Source organism: Mesorhizobium sp. B2-4-12, assembly GCF_006441575.1.
Lineage (GTDB): Bacteria > Pseudomonadota > Alphaproteobacteria > Rhizobiales > Rhizobiaceae > Mesorhizobium.
In genome coordinates this window covers 15,534-34,900 of record NZ_VFVC01000025.1, presented here as the reverse complement: position 1 = coordinate 34,900, position 19,367 = coordinate 15,534, and the positions used below count along the sequence as shown (strand labels likewise).

Annotated in this window: 20 protein-coding genes and 1 pseudogene; 14 read left to right on the top strand and 7 right to left on the bottom strand. The window is 64.2% G+C overall.

Annotation, left to right across the window (positions count from 1 at the left end; translation table 11 throughout):
* The first annotated feature begins 26 nt into the window (after positions 1–26).
* Both FJ934_RS16270 and FJ934_RS16265 read left to right on the top strand, forming a co-directional pair.
* The gene (locus FJ934_RS16270) at positions 27–2,147 is read left to right on the top strand and encodes a TRAP transporter permease (protein WP_140610610.1); all 2,121 of its coding nucleotides are present in this window, start codon (positions 27–29) and stop codon (positions 2,145–2,147) included.
* Entirely contained in the window at positions 2,144–2,527 is a 384-nt protein-coding gene (locus FJ934_RS16265; protein WP_140610609.1) for a DUF1850 domain-containing protein, read from the top strand. The genes FJ934_RS16270 and FJ934_RS16265 overlap by 4 nt, the downstream gene beginning before the upstream one ends.
* A gap of 340 nt (positions 2,528–2,867) precedes the next feature.
* Here the strand turns inward: FJ934_RS16265 and FJ934_RS16260 are convergent, their stop codons facing one another.
* Positions 2,868–3,008 (bottom strand): hypothetical protein, encoded by a 141-nt coding sequence (locus FJ934_RS16260; RefSeq protein WP_013892047.1) that lies wholly within the window; start codon positions 3,006–3,008, stop codon positions 2,868–2,870.
* A 392-nt stretch (positions 3,009–3,400) separates the two neighbouring features.
* On the opposite strand from FJ934_RS16260, the gene FJ934_RS16255 reads away from it, so the two are divergent.
* From FJ934_RS16255 to ligD, 3 genes are all read left to right on the top strand, one after another.
* Entirely contained in the window at positions 3,401–3,907 is a 507-nt protein-coding gene (locus tag FJ934_RS16255; protein ID WP_140610608.1) for a ferritin-like domain-containing protein, read from the top strand.
* Positions 3,908–4,032: 125 nt separating this feature from the next.
* A complete protein-coding gene (locus FJ934_RS16250; protein WP_140610607.1) occupies positions 4,033–4,899 on the top strand; it encodes a Ku protein in 867 nt (288 codons plus the stop codon).
* 12 nt (positions 4,900–4,911) lie between these two features.
* A complete protein-coding gene (gene ligD / locus FJ934_RS16245) occupies positions 4,912–7,425 on the top strand; it encodes a DNA ligase D (protein WP_140610606.1) in 2,514 nt (837 codons plus the stop codon).
* Between the two features lie 5 nt (positions 7,426–7,430).
* Here the strand turns inward: ligD and FJ934_RS16240 are convergent, their stop codons facing one another.
* Positions 7,431–8,105 carry a winged helix-turn-helix domain-containing protein gene (locus FJ934_RS16240; protein ID WP_140610605.1) on the bottom strand — a complete coding sequence of 225 codons (675 nt, stop codon included), beginning with the start codon at positions 8,103–8,105 and terminating at the stop codon, positions 7,431–7,433.
* Between the two features lie 177 nt (positions 8,106–8,282).
* On the opposite strand from FJ934_RS16240, the gene FJ934_RS16235 reads away from it, so the two are divergent.
* On the top strand, positions 8,283–8,615 hold the full coding sequence (locus tag FJ934_RS16235; protein WP_140610604.1) for an NIPSNAP family protein: 333 nt from the start codon (positions 8,283–8,285) through the stop codon (positions 8,613–8,615).
* Positions 8,612–8,956, top strand: coding sequence for an antibiotic biosynthesis monooxygenase (locus FJ934_RS16230; RefSeq protein WP_140610603.1), 345 nt, complete (start codon positions 8,612–8,614; stop codon positions 8,954–8,956). The genes FJ934_RS16235 and FJ934_RS16230 overlap by 4 nt, the downstream gene beginning before the upstream one ends.
* Positions 8,957–9,031: 75 nt before the next feature.
* Here the strand turns inward: FJ934_RS16230 and mbfA are convergent, their stop codons facing one another.
* On the bottom strand, positions 9,032–10,015 hold the full coding sequence (gene mbfA / locus FJ934_RS16225; protein ID WP_140610602.1) for an iron exporter MbfA: 984 nt from the start codon (positions 10,013–10,015) through the stop codon (positions 9,032–9,034).
* Positions 10,016–10,192: 177 nt separating this feature from the next.
* Here mbfA and FJ934_RS16220 point away from each other — a divergent pair, with 177 nt between their 5' ends.
* The 5 genes and pseudogenes from FJ934_RS16220 to FJ934_RS16200 all read left to right on the top strand — a co-directional run.
* Positions 10,193–10,516 (top strand): hypothetical protein, encoded by a 324-nt coding sequence (locus FJ934_RS16220; RefSeq protein ID WP_140610601.1) that lies wholly within the window; start codon positions 10,193–10,195, stop codon positions 10,514–10,516.
* A gap of 128 nt (positions 10,517–10,644) precedes the next feature.
* Entirely contained in the window at positions 10,645–11,628 is a 984-nt protein-coding gene (locus FJ934_RS16215) for a threonine/serine dehydratase (RefSeq protein WP_140610600.1), read from the top strand.
* Between the two features lie 151 nt (positions 11,629–11,779).
* Positions 11,780–12,697 (top strand): NADP-dependent oxidoreductase, encoded by a 918-nt coding sequence (locus FJ934_RS16210; RefSeq protein ID WP_140610599.1) that lies wholly within the window; start codon positions 11,780–11,782, stop codon positions 12,695–12,697.
* 425 nt (positions 12,698–13,122) lie between these two features.
* Positions 13,123–13,497 (top strand): hypothetical protein, encoded by a 375-nt coding sequence (locus FJ934_RS16205; RefSeq protein WP_246671526.1) that lies wholly within the window; start codon positions 13,123–13,125, stop codon positions 13,495–13,497.
* A 133-nt stretch (positions 13,498–13,630) separates the two neighbouring features.
* Positions 13,631–13,816 (top strand): annotated as a pseudogene (locus FJ934_RS16200) (DOPA 4,5-dioxygenase family protein); the annotation flags it as partial.
* 304 nt (positions 13,817–14,120) lie between these two features.
* Here FJ934_RS16200 and FJ934_RS16195 read toward each other — a convergent pair.
* Genes FJ934_RS16195 through FJ934_RS16180 form a run of 4 tightly spaced genes read right to left on the bottom strand, consistent with a single transcriptional unit; the run spans position 14,121 to position 17,825 of the window.
* The gene (locus FJ934_RS16195; RefSeq protein ID WP_140610598.1) at positions 14,121–15,257 is read right to left on the bottom strand and encodes an ABC transporter permease; all 1,137 of its coding nucleotides are present in this window, start codon (positions 15,255–15,257) and stop codon (positions 14,121–14,123) included.
* Positions 15,254–16,174, bottom strand: coding sequence for an ABC transporter ATP-binding protein (locus tag FJ934_RS16190; protein WP_140610597.1), 921 nt, complete (start codon positions 16,172–16,174; stop codon positions 15,254–15,256). The genes FJ934_RS16195 and FJ934_RS16190 overlap by 4 nt, the downstream gene beginning before the upstream one ends.
* Positions 16,171–17,124: an HlyD family efflux transporter periplasmic adaptor subunit gene (locus tag FJ934_RS16185; RefSeq protein WP_140610596.1), complete on the bottom strand. Its 954-nt coding sequence runs from the start codon at positions 17,122–17,124 to the stop codon at positions 16,171–16,173. Before FJ934_RS16185 ends, FJ934_RS16190 begins: the two co-directional genes overlap by 4 nt.
* On the bottom strand, positions 17,121–17,825 hold the full coding sequence (locus FJ934_RS16180; RefSeq protein WP_140610595.1) for a CerR family C-terminal domain-containing protein: 705 nt from the start codon (positions 17,823–17,825) through the stop codon (positions 17,121–17,123). Before FJ934_RS16180 ends, FJ934_RS16185 begins: the two co-directional genes overlap by 4 nt.
* Positions 17,826–17,914: 89 nt before the next feature.
* On the opposite strand from FJ934_RS16180, the gene FJ934_RS16175 reads away from it, so the two are divergent.
* Both FJ934_RS16175 and FJ934_RS16170 read left to right on the top strand, forming a co-directional pair.
* Positions 17,915–18,388: a CYTH domain-containing protein gene (locus FJ934_RS16175; RefSeq protein ID WP_140610594.1), complete on the top strand. Its 474-nt coding sequence runs from the start codon at positions 17,915–17,917 to the stop codon at positions 18,386–18,388.
* Positions 18,385–19,329, top strand: a complete 945-nt coding sequence (locus FJ934_RS16170) for a CHAD domain-containing protein (RefSeq protein WP_140610593.1) — start codon at positions 18,385–18,387, stop codon at positions 19,327–19,329. The genes FJ934_RS16175 and FJ934_RS16170 overlap by 4 nt, the downstream gene beginning before the upstream one ends.
* Positions 19,330–19,367 lie beyond the last annotated feature (38 nt).

Here is a 19,367-nt window from a genome sequence, read left to right as displayed (position 1 = left end):
CCCGGCCGATTGAAGGCGCAAGTCCCATGGCTCAGACAGCGGCCGGCACCGAGACAAGAACACAGGCCACGGCGGAAGATTTCCACGACCCGACCGGAGGCGGTTTCGCGCCATCGCGAGAAGGCCGGCTGCTGTTCTGGATCGCGGTCATCTTCTCACTGTTCCAGATTGCCACGGCCGCCCACATCCTCAGCATCCCGAGCCAGGTGCTGCGCGCCTCCCATGTCGGCTTCCTGATGCTGCTGGCTTTCCCGCTCGTCGCGTCCGCGCGCAAGCTGGACGCCGCCGGACGGACGCTCGCCTGGGCGCTGGCCCTGGCCGGTGTCGCTGTCGCCGCCTACCAGTATCTCGAATACCAGCCGCTGATCCTGCGCGCCGGCGACCTGAACACGGCCGACCTGATCTTCGGCGTCGTCGCACTGGTCACCGTCTTCGCGGCTGCCTACGCGATGATGGGGCCGGCCCTGCCGGTCATTTCCGGGTGTTTTCTTCTCTATGCGCTGTTCGGCCAGCATCTGCCGTCGCCGCTGAACCATCGCGGCTACGACTTTTCGCAAGTCGTCGACCAGATGGCCTATGGCACGGAAGGCATCTATGGCATCCCGATCTACGTTTCGGCCACCTACATTTTCCTGTTCATCCTGTTCGGCTCGTTCCTGGAACGCGCCGGCATGATCAAGCTGTTCACGGACGTCTCGCTGGGTTTCGTCGGCCATGCACGCGGCGGCGCGGCCAAGGTGGCGGTGATCGCATCAGGGCTCATGGGCACGATCTCGGGATCCGGCGTCGCCAATGTGGTCACCACGGGCCAGTTCACCATTCCGCTGATGAAGCGCTTCGGCTACCGTGCCGCCTTTGCGGGCGGCGTCGAGGCCACGGCCTCGATGGGCGGACAGATCATGCCACCGGTGATGGGCGCCGTCGCCTTCATCATGGCCGAGACGCTCGGCGTCGAATATTCCGAAATCGTCAGGGCGGCGATCATTCCCGCCTTGCTCTATTTCGCCTCGGCCTTCTGGATGGTGCATCTCGAAGCCGGGAAACACAATCTGCTTGGCCTGTCCCGGGCCGAATTGCCTTCGCCGCTGGCGGCCTTCCGCCGGGGCTGGTACCTGATCCTGCCACTTGCAGTCCTTATCTACCTGCTGTTCTCGGGCTACACGCCGCTCTATGCCGGCACGATCGGACTCGCCATGACGGTGCTGCTGATCCTCGGCGGCTCGGTGGCGCTCGGACTGCCCTCGCCCATCCTGCGCGCCGTCTTCTGGATCGGTCTGGGCCTCGTCGCCGCCAGCTTCTTCAAGGTGGGCATCAACGCCATTCTCGTCGCCGCCGCCGTGCTGATCGTGGCAAACCTCTTCGTCTCGGGCGGGCGCGACACGCTGATCGCCTGCCGGGATTCGCTGGCCGAAGGCGCCCGCACGGCGCTGCCGGTCGGCATTGCCTGCGCCGTGGTCGGCGTCATTGTCGGCACCATGACGCTGACCGGCGTCGCGACGACCTTCGGTGCCTTCATCGTCTCCATCGGCCAGTCCAGTCTGTTCCTGTCGCTTGTCCTGACGATGGTGACCTGCGTCGTGCTGGGTATGGGCATTCCGACCATTCCAAACTACATCATCACGGCCTCGATTGCAGGGCCGGCGCTGCTCCAGCTTGGCGTGCCGCTGCTGGTCGGCCACATGTTCGTGTTCTATTTCGGCATCCTGGCGGATCTGACGCCGCCGGTGGCGCTTGCCTGTTTCGCCGCCGCGCCGATCGCCCGGGAAAGCGGATTGAAAATCGCCTTCGAGGCAATAAAGGTCGCCGCCGCCGGTTTTGTCGTGCCGTTCATGGCCGTCTACACGCCGGCTCTCATGCTGCAGGACGGCGGCCCACTGTCGGCGGCGGTCGGGTATTGGCCCGCGGTCGCCTATATCGTCGTCAAGGCCGTGCTGGCGATCGGCCTGTGGGGGGCGGCCGTGATCGGCTTCCTGCGCACGCGGCTGACCGTATGGGAACGGTTCGCGGCCGCCGCCGCCGCCTTCCTGCTGGTGGCGGCGGTGCCGTTGACCGACGAGGCCGGCTTCGTCCTGTCGCTGCTGGTGGTCGGCGCGCACTGGTACCGCACCCGCACCGTGTCCGGCGCTCCCGGGCCGACGATCCCGTGAGCCTCTGCATCCTGGCCGCCGGCAAGACAGTGGCGCTGGCTGCCACCGCCTTCACCCTGTCGTGGACGCATTCGGTCGAACGGACGCGCTGGGAGGAAGACTGGAGGGTGACGCCTTCCGGCCTGCAAGTCGTCGAGGCGCGCATCGAGGGCTCGGGCGCCGGCATGGAGCCACCCGAGGGCGCGGTGCTTCGCGGCGGCTGGTGGGTCTACGCGCCCAGGATCGGTACGCAGCGCCGCGTCGTTCTAGCCGCCTCCGGGGCGACTGGCGATGGGTGGACGCTGTGCACCCCTCAGGGCTGCAGGGAACTTGGTAAGGCGGCGGGCGGGGCGATCGTGCTGGAGGCTTGCGAACCCGCCAGCACAAGCCAGCCGCGGTAGCCCGTGATCGTCCCGGCGAGCGGGTGTGAAATCCGGGCCGACCTTCTATCTCGAAACCCAGCGAGCCATGCCGTTAGCCGGCTTGCATCGAAGGATTCAGGTGGATGGCCTGGCTTGGGACGGCTTGACTTGTTACGGCTTGACCAGGGAAGGTCGCTCACGCAGGCCTCGGCTGCTCGTGTCCTGCGACACCAAGCCAGCCGGAGGCGGCATCAAAGACGTGGCGATGCCGCACGCCGCCTGTCGGCGAAAATCGGGCGCTCGGCGCGGTAGGTCGTGGCGCGGGAGTCGGCACCCGGCCTGCAGATGCGGCTGTTGTGGCGGCTCTCGAACGTCATGGTCAGTGCGCGCCCAGCGACGTGCCGCGGCGGGCGCAAGCCGGCCCGGGGCCGCGCATGTAATAGCGCTCGGGCCGATAGGTCGGCGCAACGAATTCGCGGATGGCGGCGGCATAGCCGATGAGGTGCGTGAGGAAGTTCATTTTACCTGTCCCTGTCCCGTTTTCGGATGTCCTTTCCGATTTGCGGGAATGATAGCATCGAGGCGTGAATAGTCGGTGAACGTGATGTTAATTTCTGGTCGAAAACCCGTTGCTTCGTGGCCGGAATGCGGCCGATTCGGGGTGTTTCGGCGCCTTTTGTCGCCATTTTCGTCGGTGTGACTTTTGCATCACATATGTTTCGTTTGAATGTCGCCTGCGCGCGGTTCTGTTTCAACTTCCAGACGGCCGCCGGAAATTTCATTTGCCTCCTGCCAATGGGGACCGGAACCGGCCCATGCACCGGACGTTGAGCCTTGGGCCGGCATGCCGGCTCGCTGCCAAAGGCAGGCCAACAATCCCGAAACAGCAAGAGCAATGGAAAGGCTGAAACCATGGGCTTCTTTTCGAAGGACATCAAAACGCTGGACGACCTGTTCGTGCATACTCTGCGCGACATCTATTATGCCGAAAAACAGATCGAGAAGGCGTTGCCGAAGATGATCGACAAAGCCACCGACGCGCAGCTGAAGGCCGGCTTCGAAAAACATCTCGAGCAGACAAGGGGCCACGTCGAACGCGTCGAGGAGGTGTTCGAACTGCGTGGCGTCAAGGCAAAGACGGTCAACTGCCCGGCCATTGACGGCATCCTCGAGGAGGCCGACGAGGTAAGCGGCGATATCGACGACAAGGAGGTGCTGGACGCTGCCCTGATCGCTTCGGCGCAGGCGGTGGAGCACTACGAGATGACCCGCTACGGCACGCTGATCGCCTGGGCCAAGCAGCTTGGCCGCAGTGACTGCGCCGATCTGCTGGCCAGGAACCTCAAGGAAGAGCAGGCGACGGATCGCAAGCTGACCGAAATGGCGGAAAGCAAGATCAACCTGCAGGCCGCCGAATAAGGGGCTGAGGGCCAAGACCGGAGGCAGTCGCGCCGGCCTTGGCCCGACCGGATTGGAACCGGTTGCGACGTTGTCCGTTGCACCTCATCTTTTATCGGAAATCGTCTTTCTTAACAGGAATCGTCATGGCGCCGCGTCCGGCCTGGAGAGGCTACCTGAAGCTTTCGCTGGTCACCTGCGCCATCGAACTGACCAATGTCGTCACTCATGCCGAGAAAGTCTCGTTTCGCATTCTCAACCGCCAGACCGGCAACACGGTGAAGCGGATCTATGTCGACGCCGAAACCGGCAAGCCGCTTGGGGACGATGACGAGATCAAGGGTTACGAAGACGACAATGGCGAGTTCATCCATATCGAGGAAGACGAGATCGAGGCCGTACAGATCGAGTCGTCGCATACGATGGGGCTCGACGGTTTCGTCGACAAATCCTCCATCGAGCAGATCTACCTGGATACCCCCTACTACGTCACACCGGCCGACAAAGTCTCACAGGAAGCCTTCGCCGTCATCCGCGACGCCATGGCCGGCAAGAAGATGGCGGGGCTGGCCCGCATCGTGCTCTATCGGCGTGAACGTCCCGTGGTCATCGAGCCGCTCGGCAAGGGTATGTTGCTGACGACGTTGCGCTACGACAACACCGTGCGCCAGCCTGACACCGTCTTCGGCGACATCGAGGCGGTGAAGACGGATCAGGAAATGACCGATCTGGCCGAGCTCATCATCGACAAGAAGAAGGCGAAGTTCGATCCTTCGAAGTTCGAGGATAAATACGAGGACGCGCTGCTCGAACTCATTCGCGCCAAGAAGGCTGGCCGCAAGGCGCCGAAGGCCAAGGCGCCGCCCAAGCCCTCCAATGTGGTCAACCTGTTCGATGCGCTGAAGAAGAGCCTTTCGTCCGAAGGCGGTTCCGGCACCGGCCGCGCAAAGACCGCGGCGAAGACCAAGCGCGGCAAGCCGAAAGAAGCCGCGACCAAGCGCAAGTCGGCGTGAGGATGCGAACAGATGGCTAGCCTCGAACAATATCATGCCAAACGCGATTTCAAGAAGACCGCGGAGCCGGCCGGCAAGGTGGTCCGCAAGAAGGGCGAGGCCGGCGGCATCTTCGTCATCCACAAGCATGCCGCGACCAGGCTGCACTACGACCTTCGCCTGGAACATGCGGGCGTGCTGTGGAGCTGGGCGGTGACGCGCGGGCCAAGCCTCGACCCGCATGAGAAACGGCTGGCCGTGCATGTCGAGGATCATCCTATCGACTACGCGGCGTTCGAAGGCACCATTCCGAAGGGCGAATATGGCGGCGGCTCGGTCATCGTCTGGGACGAAGGCACGTGGACACCCGACGGCGACCCGGCCAAGGCGATGAAGAAGGGGCATATCGATTTCGAACTCAATGGCCATAAGCTTCACGGCCGCTGGCATCTGGTGCGGCTGAGACCGCGCCCCGGCGAGAAGCGCGACAATTGGCTGCTGATCAAGTCGGGTGATGCGGCAGCGCGGCCGGGCGAGGATATACTGAAGGACGAGCCCAGATCGGTGAAGTCCGGCCTGACGATCGAGGAGGTCGGCGAAGGCAAGGCCGCCAGGGGTGAGAAACCGAAGGTCTGGCATTCGAACAAGCCGGCCGCCGGCACGGCGAAGGTCGGACACGCGAAGCACCTGGACTTCATCGAGCCGCAATTGGCGACGCTGGAGCGGGATGCGCCGTCCGGCGAGGACTGGCTGCACGAGGTGAAGTTCGACGGCTATCGCATGCAGGCGCAGATCGCCGGCACCGATGTGCGGCTGCTGACCCGCACCGGCCTCGACTGGACGAAAAAATTCGGCAACGCCATCGTCGCCGAGCTCGCCGGCCTGAAATGCAGCGACGCCATCATCGACGGCGAGATCGTCGTGCTGGCCGACAGCGGCGTCTCTTCCTTCGCGCTGCTGCAGCAGGATCTGTCGGCAAAACGGACAAATCGCTTCATCTACTATATATTCGACCTGATGTGGCTGAATGGGCAGGACCTGCGCCGCGAGCCGCTGGTCGATCGCAAGCAGGCCCTGCAGGAATTGCTCGCCGGGCAGCCGCAAGACTCGGCGGTCCGCTTCAGCGACCATTTCGCCGAGCCTGGCAAGGTGATGCTGGAGCATGCCTGCCGCATGGGGCTGGAAGGCGTCGTTTCCAAACGGGCCGATGCGTCCTACCGCAGCGGGCGCGGCCCGACCTGGGTGAAGTCGAAATGCACGGCACGGCAGGAATTCGTCATCGGCGGTTATTTGCCGTCGGACAAGACCGGGCGCGGGCTGCGCTCGCTGCTGGTCGGCTATTACGAGGGTGGCAAACTGCACTATGCCGGTCGCGTCGGCACCGGCTTCTCCACCAAGGGCGCCAATGAGCTGAAGAAGAAACTCGACGCGCTAAAAGCCACGGCTTCACCGTTCAATGCGGCCGTGCCGAAGGGCAAGGGCCTGGTCTGGGTCAAGCCGGAGCTTGTCGGCGAAGTGGAGTTCCGCAGCTGGACCTCCGACCGTATAATACGCCATGCCTCGTTCCAGGGATTGCGCGAGGACAAGCCGGCGGAGGAAGTCGTGCAGGAAAAGCCGAAGGCAGCACCGACAGCCAAGAGCGCGGCCAAGGCCAAGCCGGCATCAAGCGCCGCCAAGGCTGCCGGAGCCGCTAGAACCACCGTGAAGCTCTCCCATCCCGACAAGCTTTTATGGCCCGACGAAAAGATATCGAAGCAGGCCCTGCTCGATCACTATGCGCTGGTATGGCCGCGCATGAAGCAGTTCGTGGTCGACCGCCCGCTCAGCCTTGTCAGGGCGCCGGATGGCGTGCACGGCCAGCGCTTCTTTCAGAAGCATGCGTCACCCGGCATGCACGAGAAGATCGCGAAGACGAACGATCCGACCGACGGCGAGGAAATCCTGTTCATCCGCGACTTCGACGGCATTGCGGCACTGGTCCAGCTCGGCGTGGTCGAAATCCACATCTGGGGCTGCACCATCGATGATCTTGCAAGGCCGGACCAGATCGTCTTCGATCTTGACCCGGACGAGGGCGTTGGCGTCGAGGCGGTGCGCGCGGCCGCCCTCGACATAAGGGGCAAGCTCGACGAGCTGTCGCTGCCCAATTTCGTCAAGACGTCGGGCGGCAAGGGCTTTCATGTCGTCGTGCCGCTGAAACCGTCGGCGGATTGGGCCGAGGTCAAGAGCTTCGCCCATGATTTCGCCCGCGCGCTGGAACAGGGAGCGCCGGACCGCTACACCGCGACGTTGTCGAAGAAAGCGCGCACCGGCAAGATCTTCGTCGACTATCTGCGCAATGGCAGCGGCGCGACCACCGTCGCCCCCTATTCCTCGCGCGCCAAGAAGGGCGCCACCGTGTCGATGCCGGTGACCTGGGCCGAGATCGAGGCCGGGCTGGCGCCCAACGCCTTCCCGATCGGCGACAAGACAACGCTGAAGCAGCTGGCGGAAACTGATCCCTGGGTGGATTTTTTCAAGAAGGGAAAGGCGTTGAAGCGGGGATAGCCGGCTCAGCTCAAAAACACCCTCTCGAATGCCGCCTTGCCCGGCGGCGAGAAAATGACCGCACGGCTGTCCTTCTCCCGCCGTACCCATTTCTCGGCAAGGATCTTGTCGAGGATGGCGGCGCCCAGCATGCCGGCGAGGTGTGAGCGCCGCACGCTCCAGTCGAGGCAGGCGCGGCAGACCGGACGGCGCGGCTTGGCGCCGACATCAATGCCGATGGCTGCGAAATGTGATGCGGCGGAGGGCGACAGCCTGATCTCGTTATCGTCTCGCATCAGAATTCTTTTGTCGACAAACCGATCCAGCATCGCGACCGCCTGCTCGCCGGCGAGGTGGTCGTAACAGACGCGCGCGACGCGCATCGCCGCGTCACGCGGGCCCGGCCGCACGCGCCTGGGGCCAACGGCTTCGGCGACGCCGGTGATGGCTTCGATCATGCCCGCCACCTGCGGCCCGGCAAGGCCGTAGTAGCGATGCCGGCCCTGGCTGGCCAAGGTCAGCAATCCGCCTTCCATCAATTTCGACAGATGCGAGCTGGCGGTCGGCAGCGACACGCCGGCTTCCAGCGCCAGCTCGGTCGCCGTCAATGCCGTACCGCCCATCAGTGCGGAGAGCATGTTGGCGCGGGCCGGATCGCCGACCAGGCTGGCGATACGGGCAATGTCGGGTCCTTCACGCATAGTTTGATCCTTGTCGAAGCATCCCAGTGAGGTAACCACTATTCTGGCTTCAGCTCAAGGAGCCGCAACGACGGCTCCTGACAGGAAATGCCTAGCACATCGATGCGCACGACGTTTCGACCGCGCTCGAACCATTGATGCAAGAACCCATTGATGCAAAAACCCAGGGAGCCGACCATGACCATCACCTGCTTCATCCGCTACGAGATCGACCCTTTCGGCAAGGCTGCCTTCGAGGAATATGCCCGCAACTGGGGCCAGGCCATTCCGCGCTGCGGCGCCGACCTGATCGGCTACTATGCCCCGCATGAGGGTTCGGCCACGACGGCCTATGGCGTCTACAATATCGACAGCCAGGCGGCCTACGAAGCCTATCGCGCCCGGCTTGCCGCCGATCCCGCCGGCAAGGCAAACTATGAGTTCGCCCGCCGTGAACGCTTCATCCTCAAGGAGGACCGCATGTTCCTGAAACACGTCTCCGGGCCCCACGCGCCATTGGTGAAAGCATGATCGCCGTCATCTTCGAGGTCGAACCGGCGGCGGGCAAACGCGATGCCTATCTCGCCATCGCCGCCAATTTGCGCCCTCTGCTCGACGGCATTGACGGTTTCATGTCGATCGAACGCTTCCAGAGCCTGGCCGACCCGAGCCGCATCCTGTCGCTATCATTCTGGCGCGACGAGGAGGCGGTGAAGGCCTGGCGCAACACCGAGGAGCACCGGCAGGCGCAGCAGGCCGGCCGTGGCGGCATCTTTGCCGGCTATCGTCTGCGCATCGCGCATGTCATTCGCGATTATGGGCTGACGGAGCGGGACGAGGCACCGGCGGACAGCCGGGCGGTGAATGGGTGAGGCTATTTGGTTGATATTGGCGCCGCCCCCCACCTGCCTGGAGGCGGATGAGGGGCAGCGCCGACCTCCGCTTATCTATGCATTCCCGATCAGCACGCCGGCCGCGAACACCAGCGCGCCGCCCAGCACCACCTGGAAGGCGGCGCGCAGGAAGGGGGTCTGCATGTAGCGGTTCTGGACGAAGGCGATCGCCCACAACTCAAAGAACACCACCACGGCGGCAACGGCGGTTGCCGTCCAGAAATGCGGGATGAGATAGGGCAGCGCATGGCCAAGGCCGCCCGCCGCCGTCATGACGCCGGTGGTGATGCCGCGCTTTATCGGAGAGCCCCGGCCCGATAGCTTGCCGTCATCGGACGCCACTTCGGTGAAGCCCATCGAAATGCCGGCGCCGATCGAGGCGGCAAGACCGACCAGAAAGGTCTGCCAGGTGTCATGCGTGGCGAAGGCGGCGGCGAAGATCGGGGCCAGTGTCGAGACCGAGCCATCCATCAATCCGGCCAGGCCCGGCTGCACATAGGTAAGGATGAACTGGCGCTGCTCGGCGGCAGCCTCCTCGTCCTTCATCTCGCCGGGGACATGCTTCTGTTCGAGGCGCTGCGCCAGCGTTTCATGGCCTTGCTCCGCCAAGGCCAGGTGGTCGAGCAATTTCCGCGTCGAGGCATCGGTGGTGCGCTTCGCCGCCTCGACATAGAACAGATAGGCCTGCCGTTCCATCGCCTCGGCCTGGCTGCGCACATGCTCGATGCCGAGCGGCCTTACCAGCCAGTCGGGCTTGCGCTCATAGTACCCCTTCACATGCTCGCGCCGGATCAACGGGATGCGCTCGCCAAAGCGCTTGCGATGAAGCTCGATCAGCGAGTCGCGATGGCCGTCCTCTTCCTTGGCCATCTCCTCGAACACTTTCGCCGATTGCGGAAACCGCTCCGCCAGCCCGTCGGCATAGGCCCGGTAGATGCGGCCATCGTCCTCCTCGGACGAAATGGCCAGCGCCAGGATCTCCTGTTCGGAGAGCGACTCGAAGGGTCGGCGGCCGAAGCCGAAAACACGGGAAAGCATGAGGAAATCACCCTAGTTTAGAATTGTTCTAAACTAGGGTTGGAAGTGGCCCGGGTCAATCGCATGCTTGGCCGCGAGGTCAAGAATTGTTGAAGCGCTCGAGCGTGGGTGGCCCTTTATTATCGGCAAAGATTCACCTATATAGCTGAACCTAAGACAAGAATGAGGATCCAGCAGATGACGACAAAACATCCCGCACAGCATTTCGATCCGAAGCCCGTCCTCGATCTTATCGCCAGCATCGAGGCGGACCTGCAGAGGCTGAAGGGCCTGGTCGAGCAGGAGGTCGAGAAGTTCGACCCCGCCAATCCGCACAACAAGGCTCCGGATGGCAAGCTGACCGAGGAAGGCGTCGAATGCTGCTACCGCATGTTCGACGAGGGCAAGTCGCGCTATTCGGTCTCACAGCAGATGAAGATCTCGTTTGCCGCCGCCACCCATCGCTTCAACAATTGGCGCAAGCTGGGCGGCACCAAGAGGCAAAGGACGCTGCTGGGTTAGGAACACTCAATTGCCGGTCTCGGCGCCGTTCATGACTCGCCAACTTTGTAAGGGTCACATTTTTTCAATGGCGCGCCACGTGCCTTTGCGGGCATCATAGAGACACCATTCCTCTTTGCTGGACTCGCATGACCGCCCCCATCCTTCCCGGCATCGCCGACATCCGCGCCGCCGCTGCCCGGCTTTCGGGCCTGATTGTCGAAACCCCCCTGATCGAATCGCAGGAGCTGAACAAGCGCTTTGGCGGCCGTATCCTGTTCAAGCCCGAGACGCTGCAGCGCACCGGCTCGTTCAAGTTCCGCGGCGCCTACAACAAGCTGTCTTCGCTGAGTGAAGAAGAACGCAGCCGTGGCGTCGTCGCCTTTTCCTCGGGCAATCATGCGCAAGGGGTCGCCGCTTCCGCCGCCATGTTCGGGGTGAAGGCGGTCATCGCCATGCCGGCGGACGCACCGGCGATGAAGATCGGCAATGTCCGCAGGATGGGCGCCGAGGTGGTGCCGTTCGACCGCTTCCGCGACGACCGCATGACCGTGGTTCGCCCCTATCTGGACAAGGGCATGGTGCTGGTGCCGCCCTTCGACGATCCGGCCATCATCGCCGGGCAGGGCACGATTGGCCTTGAACTCATGAGGCAGGCCAGGACGCTCGGCGTCAGCCTCGACGCGGTCATTGTCCCCTGCGGCGGCGGCGGTCTGACCAGCGGCATCTCCGTCGCGGTCAAGGACGCCTCGCCCGGCACCGCGGTCTGGGCGGTGGAGCCGGAGCATTTCGACGACACGCGCCGCTCGCTTGCCGCCGGCGCCCGGGTTTCGAACGAACCGGGCTACAGCTCGATCTGCGACGCGATCCTGACCGCCGAGCCGGGCGCCATCACTTTCGAGATCAACCGCAGGAACCTCGCCGGCGCCATTGCCGTTTCCGACACGGCGACCGCGCAGGCGATGCGCGACGCCATGGCCCACCTCAAGCTGGTGGTCGAACCGGGCGGCTGTGTCGGACTGGCTGCGCTGTCTTCGGGCGGGATCGAACTCGCGGGCAAATGCGTCGCCGTGGTGCTGTCCGGCGGCAATGTCGATTTCGGCACCTATGCCGAAATCATGGCTGCTGCATAAAGCGGCGACCAGTTCTGGATTGCACGCGCCGTCGCGCATCTGACGATTGCCGAAGGCCTCGGGACCCCTGCTGGCGAACGTGCCGCCCAAATCCGGGGAGTGGTCGGAAGCCTCTCCACCAAAGAGACAAATGACCGAGGAGGAAACTATCATGAAGGCTATCGTGGTGACGGACCAGGCGGCGGGAACGGCCGGGATGACGCTGGTGGAGCGGCCCGAGCCGCAGGCAGCGATAAACGATGTCGTGGTTCAGGTTCATGCTTCGGGGTTCGTCCCGACCGAGCTGACGTGGCCCTCGACCTGGACCGATCGCCGCGATCGTGACCGAACACCGTCGATTCCCGGGCACGAACTGGCCGGCGTGGTCACCGCCCTCGGCTATGGCACGACGGGATTGTCGGTGGGACAGCGGGTGTTCGGCCTCGCCGACTGGTATCGCGACGGCACCCTGGCGCAGTATATCGCCATCGAGGCACGCAACCTCGCGCCGCTGCCGGGCGACGTCGACTTCACGGTGGGCGCGAGCCTGCCGATCTCGGGCCTGACCGCCTGGCAGGGGCTGTTCGAGCACGGCCGCCTCCGGGCCGGGCAGAGCGTCCTCGCCCACGGCGCGGCCGGCGCCGTCGGGTCGATGGTGACGCAACTCGCACGGGAGGCCGGCGCCTACGTCATCGGCACCGGACGCGCCGCCGACCGTCAGGCGGTGCTCGACTTCGGCGCGAAGGAGTTCATCGACCTCGACAACGACATCCTGGAAGACGCCGGCAAAGTCGATCTGGTGTTCGACGTCATCGGCGGCGACGTCGGCAAGCGATCCGCAGGCATGGTTCGGGCCGGAGGAACGCTGGTGTCCGTCGTCGGGCCGGCCGAGGCGCGGCCCGCCGACGGCCTGGCGGTCGACTTCGTTGTCGAGTCCGATCGTGCCCAGCTCAGCGAAATCGTCCAGCGGGTGCGGGACGGACGGCTGCGGACGAACATCGGCAACGTCTCGAGCCTCGACGATGCCGTCGCCGCCTTCAACCCGACCGAGCGCCGCAAGGGAAAGACGATCATCCGCGTTCGTCCGTGAGGATTTGGGGATGGCGCAAATGGCCTCAGAATCGTGGCCAGCCACGCCGTCATCACGCACCTGACGATCGCGGAAGAACTTGGTCCGCAGTTGGCGAACGTGCCGGCGAGAATGGGGCAATGGATAGGAGGCTTGGTGCCGAGGAGCGACGACTTTCAGAAGTCAGGATGCTCAAGTTGTCGCGCGGCTGGGACCACTTTGGGGCCGCAAGCCGACTGTCCGTAATCGGAGGCAGGCTGGGGAACTCGATCATGCGGCGGCGCGGCGCGGCTCGTCCTATCGGCTTCACAGGCTGCTGAGTCGGCTAATGACATGCCCCGGCACCTTGCGGCGGCGCCGGAGCGTTTGTGAACGATTGACGACAAGATTTCACAAAAAGGTGTCGACTCTCAACGGAACGTCGATCGGACCGATGGGTTCTGCCCATGTCGGACACGATCCGGCAAAAGCCGAAAAACGAAGATGGAGTATCTCCCATGCTTACAAAAATCCTCGCAGCCTCGGCCCTCACCATCGGCCTTGCGACGGCGGCGCTGGCCCAGGATGCCGGCGCTTATAACGCAAACACCGGGGCAACTTCCGGGACCCACCAGCCAAGGCACCATGCAAGACGGGTGCTCGTCGATCCAAGCACCACCTCCAGCATTGGCATCGTTGGGACGAGCTCGGATTATATGAATTCGAATGCCGATCAAAATTGCCCCGCAGGCCCGCAGGGGGCAAACCCGGAAACGCCCAATGCCAGCGGCAGGCCACCGAAGGCGCCACCATCGGTGAATGGCCACCATTGCGGCCAGTAACGGCGCCGCGGCAACAGGGGGGTAGCTCGTGCAGGCACCCCCCGCCGCTGCAGTTTTCGGGGCTACGCGGCCTCTTCCGAGTGTCGGTGCTTGATGTAGAGTTCCCCGGGGATCATCGAAGGGGAACATCGAAGTGAACGAAAAAGCCGGTCCGAGGCCGCTTTCGGAAATCGCCAGCTATCACGCCCACATCTATTACGACGGTCCGGCCGAGCGGCAGCACGCCGAATGGCTGCGTCTTCGCATCGGCGAACGTTTCCGCGTGCGCCTGGGCAATTGGCGCGACGAGCCCGTCTGCCCGCACGAGCAGGCCATGTACTAGGTCTCGTTTGAGGGCCGAACATTCTAGGAATTGTGAGGCGGCAATCTCTCCACAGTCAATTAATTGCCGTCCTTAGGCGTCGTCAGTTTTCATACGAAGCTCTGATGTTGTGAAGATTTTGATGGTTGACAAGCATGGCTGCTTTTGGGGAACCATTGGAGCCAACCAAATGACCGCAATGGGCGCAAAGCAGTCATTCCTGCTCCGGCTTAGAACGTGCCCTTCATCAATATCCGGTTCTGGCTACCGCGACGTACCGTTTCGACCCACTCACGCCCGCCCAGCGGCTTGTCCCCCGCCCCTAGTCCAGCGTCCGCCTGAAGCGCACCAGGGCCACCCCGGCAAACAGCGCCACGAACACCACCAGCCAGCCGATCTCGGTCGCCACCGCCGGCAGCTGTGCGCCCTTCAGCATCACCGCGCGGGTGATGCGCAGGAAATGCGTCAGCGGGAAGATTTCGCCGAAAATCTGCGCCCAGCCGGGCATGCCGCGATAGGGGAACATGAAGCCTGACAGCATGATGGACGGCAGGAAGAAGAAGAAGGTCAGCTGCAGCGCCTGCATCTGCGTGCGGGCGATGGTCGAGATCGTGTAGCCGAGCAGCACCAGCGCCAGCACGAAGATCAGCACGGCGCTGAGCAGCAGCGATATCGAGCCGGCAAAGGGAATGGCAAACAGCAGCTTCGACGCCGCCAGCACCACCAGCACCTGCACCGCACCGACCGCTAGATAGGGCAGCACCTTGCCCATCATGATTTCCAGCGGGCTGGACGGCATCGCAAGCAGGTTCTCCATCGTGCCGCGCTCGGTCTCGCGCGTCAGCGCGATCGAGGTCATCATCACCATCGTCATCTGCAGGATGACGCCCAGCAGGCCGGGCACGATGTTGTATTGCGAGATGCCTTCCGGGTTGTAGCGCCGGTGCACCACGACATCGAGCTGGCCCTTGGCGGCCTCGGCGGCGGCCTCCTGCATGCCCTGGGCTCTGAGCAGCGCCTGGCCGGCGACGGTGCCGAGCGTCGAGATGGCGCCGGTGGCCACCGCCGGATCGGTGGCGTCGGCCTCAATCAGGATTTGCGGCTTGTCGCCGCGCTCCACCCGCCGGCCGAAATCGGCCGGAATGGTGACGACGAAGGCGACGTCGCCCCGCGCCATCAGGAACTCGGCCTCCTCGGCACTTTGCGCGACATGGTCAAAGCGGTAATAGCCGGTGGTCTGCAGCGCCGAGACTATGGCGCGCGTATAGGGATCGCTGCTGGTCGCCACCAGCGCCGCCGGCAGGCTCTTCGGATCGTTGTTGATGGCGTAGCCGAACAGCACCAGCTGGATCAGCGGCACGCCCAGCATCATGGCGAAGGTGATGCGGTCGCGCCGCATCTGGATGAACTCCTTGATCAGCAGCGCGCCGAGCCTGGCGAAGGAAAAGACGTCGTTCATGCCATGTTGTCCTTCGAGCCGGACATGAACTGGATGAAGACGTCCTCGAGGCTGGTTTCGCCCGGCGCCACCGTCACGCCCTTGTATTGCTTCTCGACATCGGCGAGCGCCGTTTCGAGCTTCTTCTTGTCGGAGCCGACGACATGCAGCGTCGCGCCGAACGGCGCCACCTGGTCGACGCCGGGGCGGCCCTGCAGCGCTTCGGCCACCTTGTCGAGACGGGGGCCCTGGACCACGAACGTGGTCAGCCCGGCATTCTTCACCACGTCCGCGACGGTGCCGGTGGCCAGCATCTTGCCGTAGGAGATGTAGCTGATGCGGTGGCAACGCTCGGCCTCGTCCATGTAGTGGGTGGAGACCAGCACCGTGAGACCGCCGCTGGCAAGGTGATGGATCTCGTCCCAGAATTCGCGCCGCGCTTTCGGGTCGACGCCGGCCGTCGGCTCGTCGAGCAAAAGCAGCTTCGGCTTGTGCATGATGCAGGCGGCCAGCGCCAGCCGCTGCTTCCAGCCGCCGGACAAGGTGCCGGCCAACTGGTTGCGGCGGCTGGCCAGCCCAAGCTCATCGAGTGTCTTGGCGACATACTCTTCGACCGGCTTCAACTGGTAGAGCCGCGCCACGAATTCGAGGTTCTCGCCGATCGTCAGATCCTCGTAGAACGAGAACCTCTGCGTCATGTAGCCGACTTCGCGCTTGATCCGGAGCGAGTCGGTGCGAATGTTGAACCCCAGCACCGTGCCTTCGCCCTCGTCCGGCGTCAGCAGGCCGCACATGATGCGGATGGTCGTGGTCTTGCCCGAACCGTTAGGGCCGAGGAAGCCGACGATCTCGCCTTCGGCGACAGCCATCGTCACATGGTCGACAACGGTCTTGTCGCCGAACCGCTTGACCAGGCCATGAACGTCGATGACGTTCATTTCACCGCTTCCGCGAGATCGACGTCGACGATCTGGCCGGGCTGCAGCAGACCCGCATCGCCCTCCGGCCGCGCCTCGACGAGATAGACCAGCTTCTGCCGGTTCTCGAGCGAATAGATCACCGGCGGCGTGAATTCGGGGTCGGGCGAGACATAGCTGACGCGCGCCTTTACGTCCGGGCCGCAACCGTCGCAACGAACGCTGAGCAGGCTGCCGACCTTGACGGAAGCGAAGGCGGTTTCCGGTATATAGACGCTGAGCTTGACCGCGCCGTCGGGCAGCATGGAGATGACAGGCGCCGTCGGCCCGGCTGTGTCGCCTGGATTGCGGATGACATCGTTGACGCGGCCGGGCGACGGCGCTGCCAGCACCCGTTTCGACAGCCGCCACTCGGCCTGTTGCAGTGCGGCCCGCGCCTGCTTGACCTGATTATCGGCGGCCTTGATCGTCTCGGCGCGCGCCGGCAGGCCGCCGACGGCGAGATTGGCCTCAGCCTGCCCGACCTGGGCGTTGGCGGTCTCCAGCGTCGCCGAAGCCGTGTCGTAATCGGCCTGCGTGCCGGTGCCGCGCTTGAACAGATCGGCGGCACGGTCGTATTTTCGCTTTGCGTCATCGGCCTGCGCCTTGGCCATGTCGACCTGAGCCTTGAGCGCGGCGATTTCCTCCGGCCGCTTGCCGACCTGCAGGTCGGCAAGCTGTGCCTGCGCCTGGGCGAGGCTTGCCTCGGCCTGCGCCACCGCGATCTTTGCGTCGGCGCTTTCCAGCGTCACCACCGTCGTGCCGGGCGTGACGCGATCGCCGCGCTTCACGGCAACGGTCTCGACCTGCGCCACCTCGATCGGCGCCAGCAGCACATAGTCGCCTTCGACATAGCCGACGGCCAGCGGGGCGGTGGGCGCACAGGCCCCGAAAAGCTGCGCGGCGAGCGGCAGCGAACACAGCAAGCTCATGGTCTTTGCCCCTTTAGCCCGGTCCCTTTTCTGGCGGCCAGCATGGCGCTGAGGTTGTCCGTCGTGACCGCCACGACCTTGGCGGCCTCGGCGGCGCCGATGTCATGCCAGCCCATGCGGCGCATCACCGCTTCGCGGCCAATGCGGAAATAGATGACCTGGCCGATCAGCGTGAACACGGTCAGCCGGGTCCGTTCGCTTTCGGCCGGCTCGCCGGTCGCCTGCTCCCAGATCACGCACAGCCGGCGATGCGTCGGCTCGAAGACGCCGTCATAGATGCGGTCGAGCGCAGCCGTCGGATGCGACAGTTCACGCAGCACGAATTGCACGATCTCGCCGGCCTGCGGCTGCGCCACGATAAAACCGACCATCCGCTCCAGCGCGGCGAAAAGCTGCGCGCGCGCCGCCTCCGGATCGCTTGCCGCTTCCGGCTGGCCATTGCCCAGTGCCTGGCCGGCGATCGCCTGGATGGTTTCGACGATATAGTCGGCGGCAGCAGTGCGAAGGCCTTCCTTGCCGCCGAAATGATAAGCGATCGAGCCAATATTGGCTTGCGCTTCCGCCGCGATCTCGCGGGTCGAGGTGCCGTCGAAACCCTGCCGGCCGAACAGTTTCAGCGCAGCGCGGACAAGCGCGGCGCGCGTCAACTCCGCCGGGGCTGGTTGGCGGCGCGAAGTTCCGGTGATCGGCGACTTGGTCATGCCGAATTTTATTCAATCGATTGATTAAAGTCAACTTGCGTACGTAGCCGTCTTGCCATCGCCCGCAGCAGACGCTTTAGTGTGCGGTCATGGGCAAGGAAGTCGAGCGCAAGTTCCTGGTCTCCAGCACCGCGTGGCGGGATCTGGTCGAGGCGGATATCCGCATTCTCCAGTTCTACCTCGCCACCGCACCTGGACGAACCGTCCGCATCCGCATCAGCGATGGCGCCTCCGCCAAGCTGACGCTCAAATTCGGGCACGCGGCGCGTGAGCGGGACGAATTCGAATACCCGATCCCGTTGGCCGACGCGCTGGAGATGCTGGACTTCGCCATCGGACGTGTCATCGAGAAGACACGTCACCATGTTAGGCATCGCGGCTATCTCTATGAAGTCGACGTCTTTGGTGGCGCGCTCGCGGGACTTGTGGTGGCCGAACTCGAGACGCCGGAAGACGTGCCGGACGAAATGCTGCCAGACTGGCTCGGCCGAGAAGTCACCGGCGAGCAGAAATTTTACAACGCGTCGCTCGCCCTCGGGGGGATTCCGGAGATCGCCGCATGAGCTTTCGCATCGATCCGCGCCTGCCGTTGACCGCTGAGGTCAGGCGCATCCTTGCCGAAGAAATCGGCAAAGCACTCCTGCATCTGGACACGGCGCGCAGCCGGCCGGAACAGGGAGTGCACAAATGCCGCAAGCGGATCAAGAGCGCGCGCGCCTTGCTGCGGCTTGTTCGTTCCGGGAACGAAACATTCTGCACGACCGAGAACCATTGTTACCGGAACGTGGCGGCGCTGCTTGCCGGCCCCCGTGAGGCGACGGCGCTGATCGAGACCATCGACCGGCTGGCGGCAGATTTTCACAAGGAAAGCGCCAATGGCGGGCTCGATGCCGTGCGCGACAGGCTGGTCGCCCGCCAGCATGATCTGCTTGAGGGCGCTGGGCTTCGGGCCGCAATCGGCGCGGCGACCGCTGCCTGCGAGGACGGCATGAAGCGGATCGAAAGTCTTGCCTTGCCCGACCAGCCGGAACAGGCCGCCGACGTGCTTGCCGAAGGCGCCCGTACCGCGTTGCGCCGGGCCAGGAAGGCGCTCGACAAAGCCGGCTCGCGCGGCGAAGCCGACGATTTCCACGACCTGCGCAAGGCGGCCAAGGCACATGGCATGCACCTCTCGCTGCTGGGCAGGCTTTGGCCGACGCCGATCAAGGCGCGGCGCAAGGCCGTCGATGCGCTGGGCGACCGGCTCGGCGAACTGCATGACGTGTTCGTCATGCGCGCGCTGCTCGAGACCGACGGCGAGCCGCTTGGGCCGCCGGAGGATACAAAGCTCCTCGGCAAGCTGCTGAAGCGTTCGGAAAAGAGCTTGAGGAAAACCTGTCTCGCCGAGGCCTCCGAACTCTTCGGCGACAGCCCCAAGCACTCGACGAAAAAACTGGCCCGCAAGGCGCGCGACGATCTTGCCAGCGCTCCGTCTCCGGAGGATTTGGCTGCTGCGGGGGCTTGACCGCGGAAGGACTTCGATCCGCGGATCAAACAAACCGT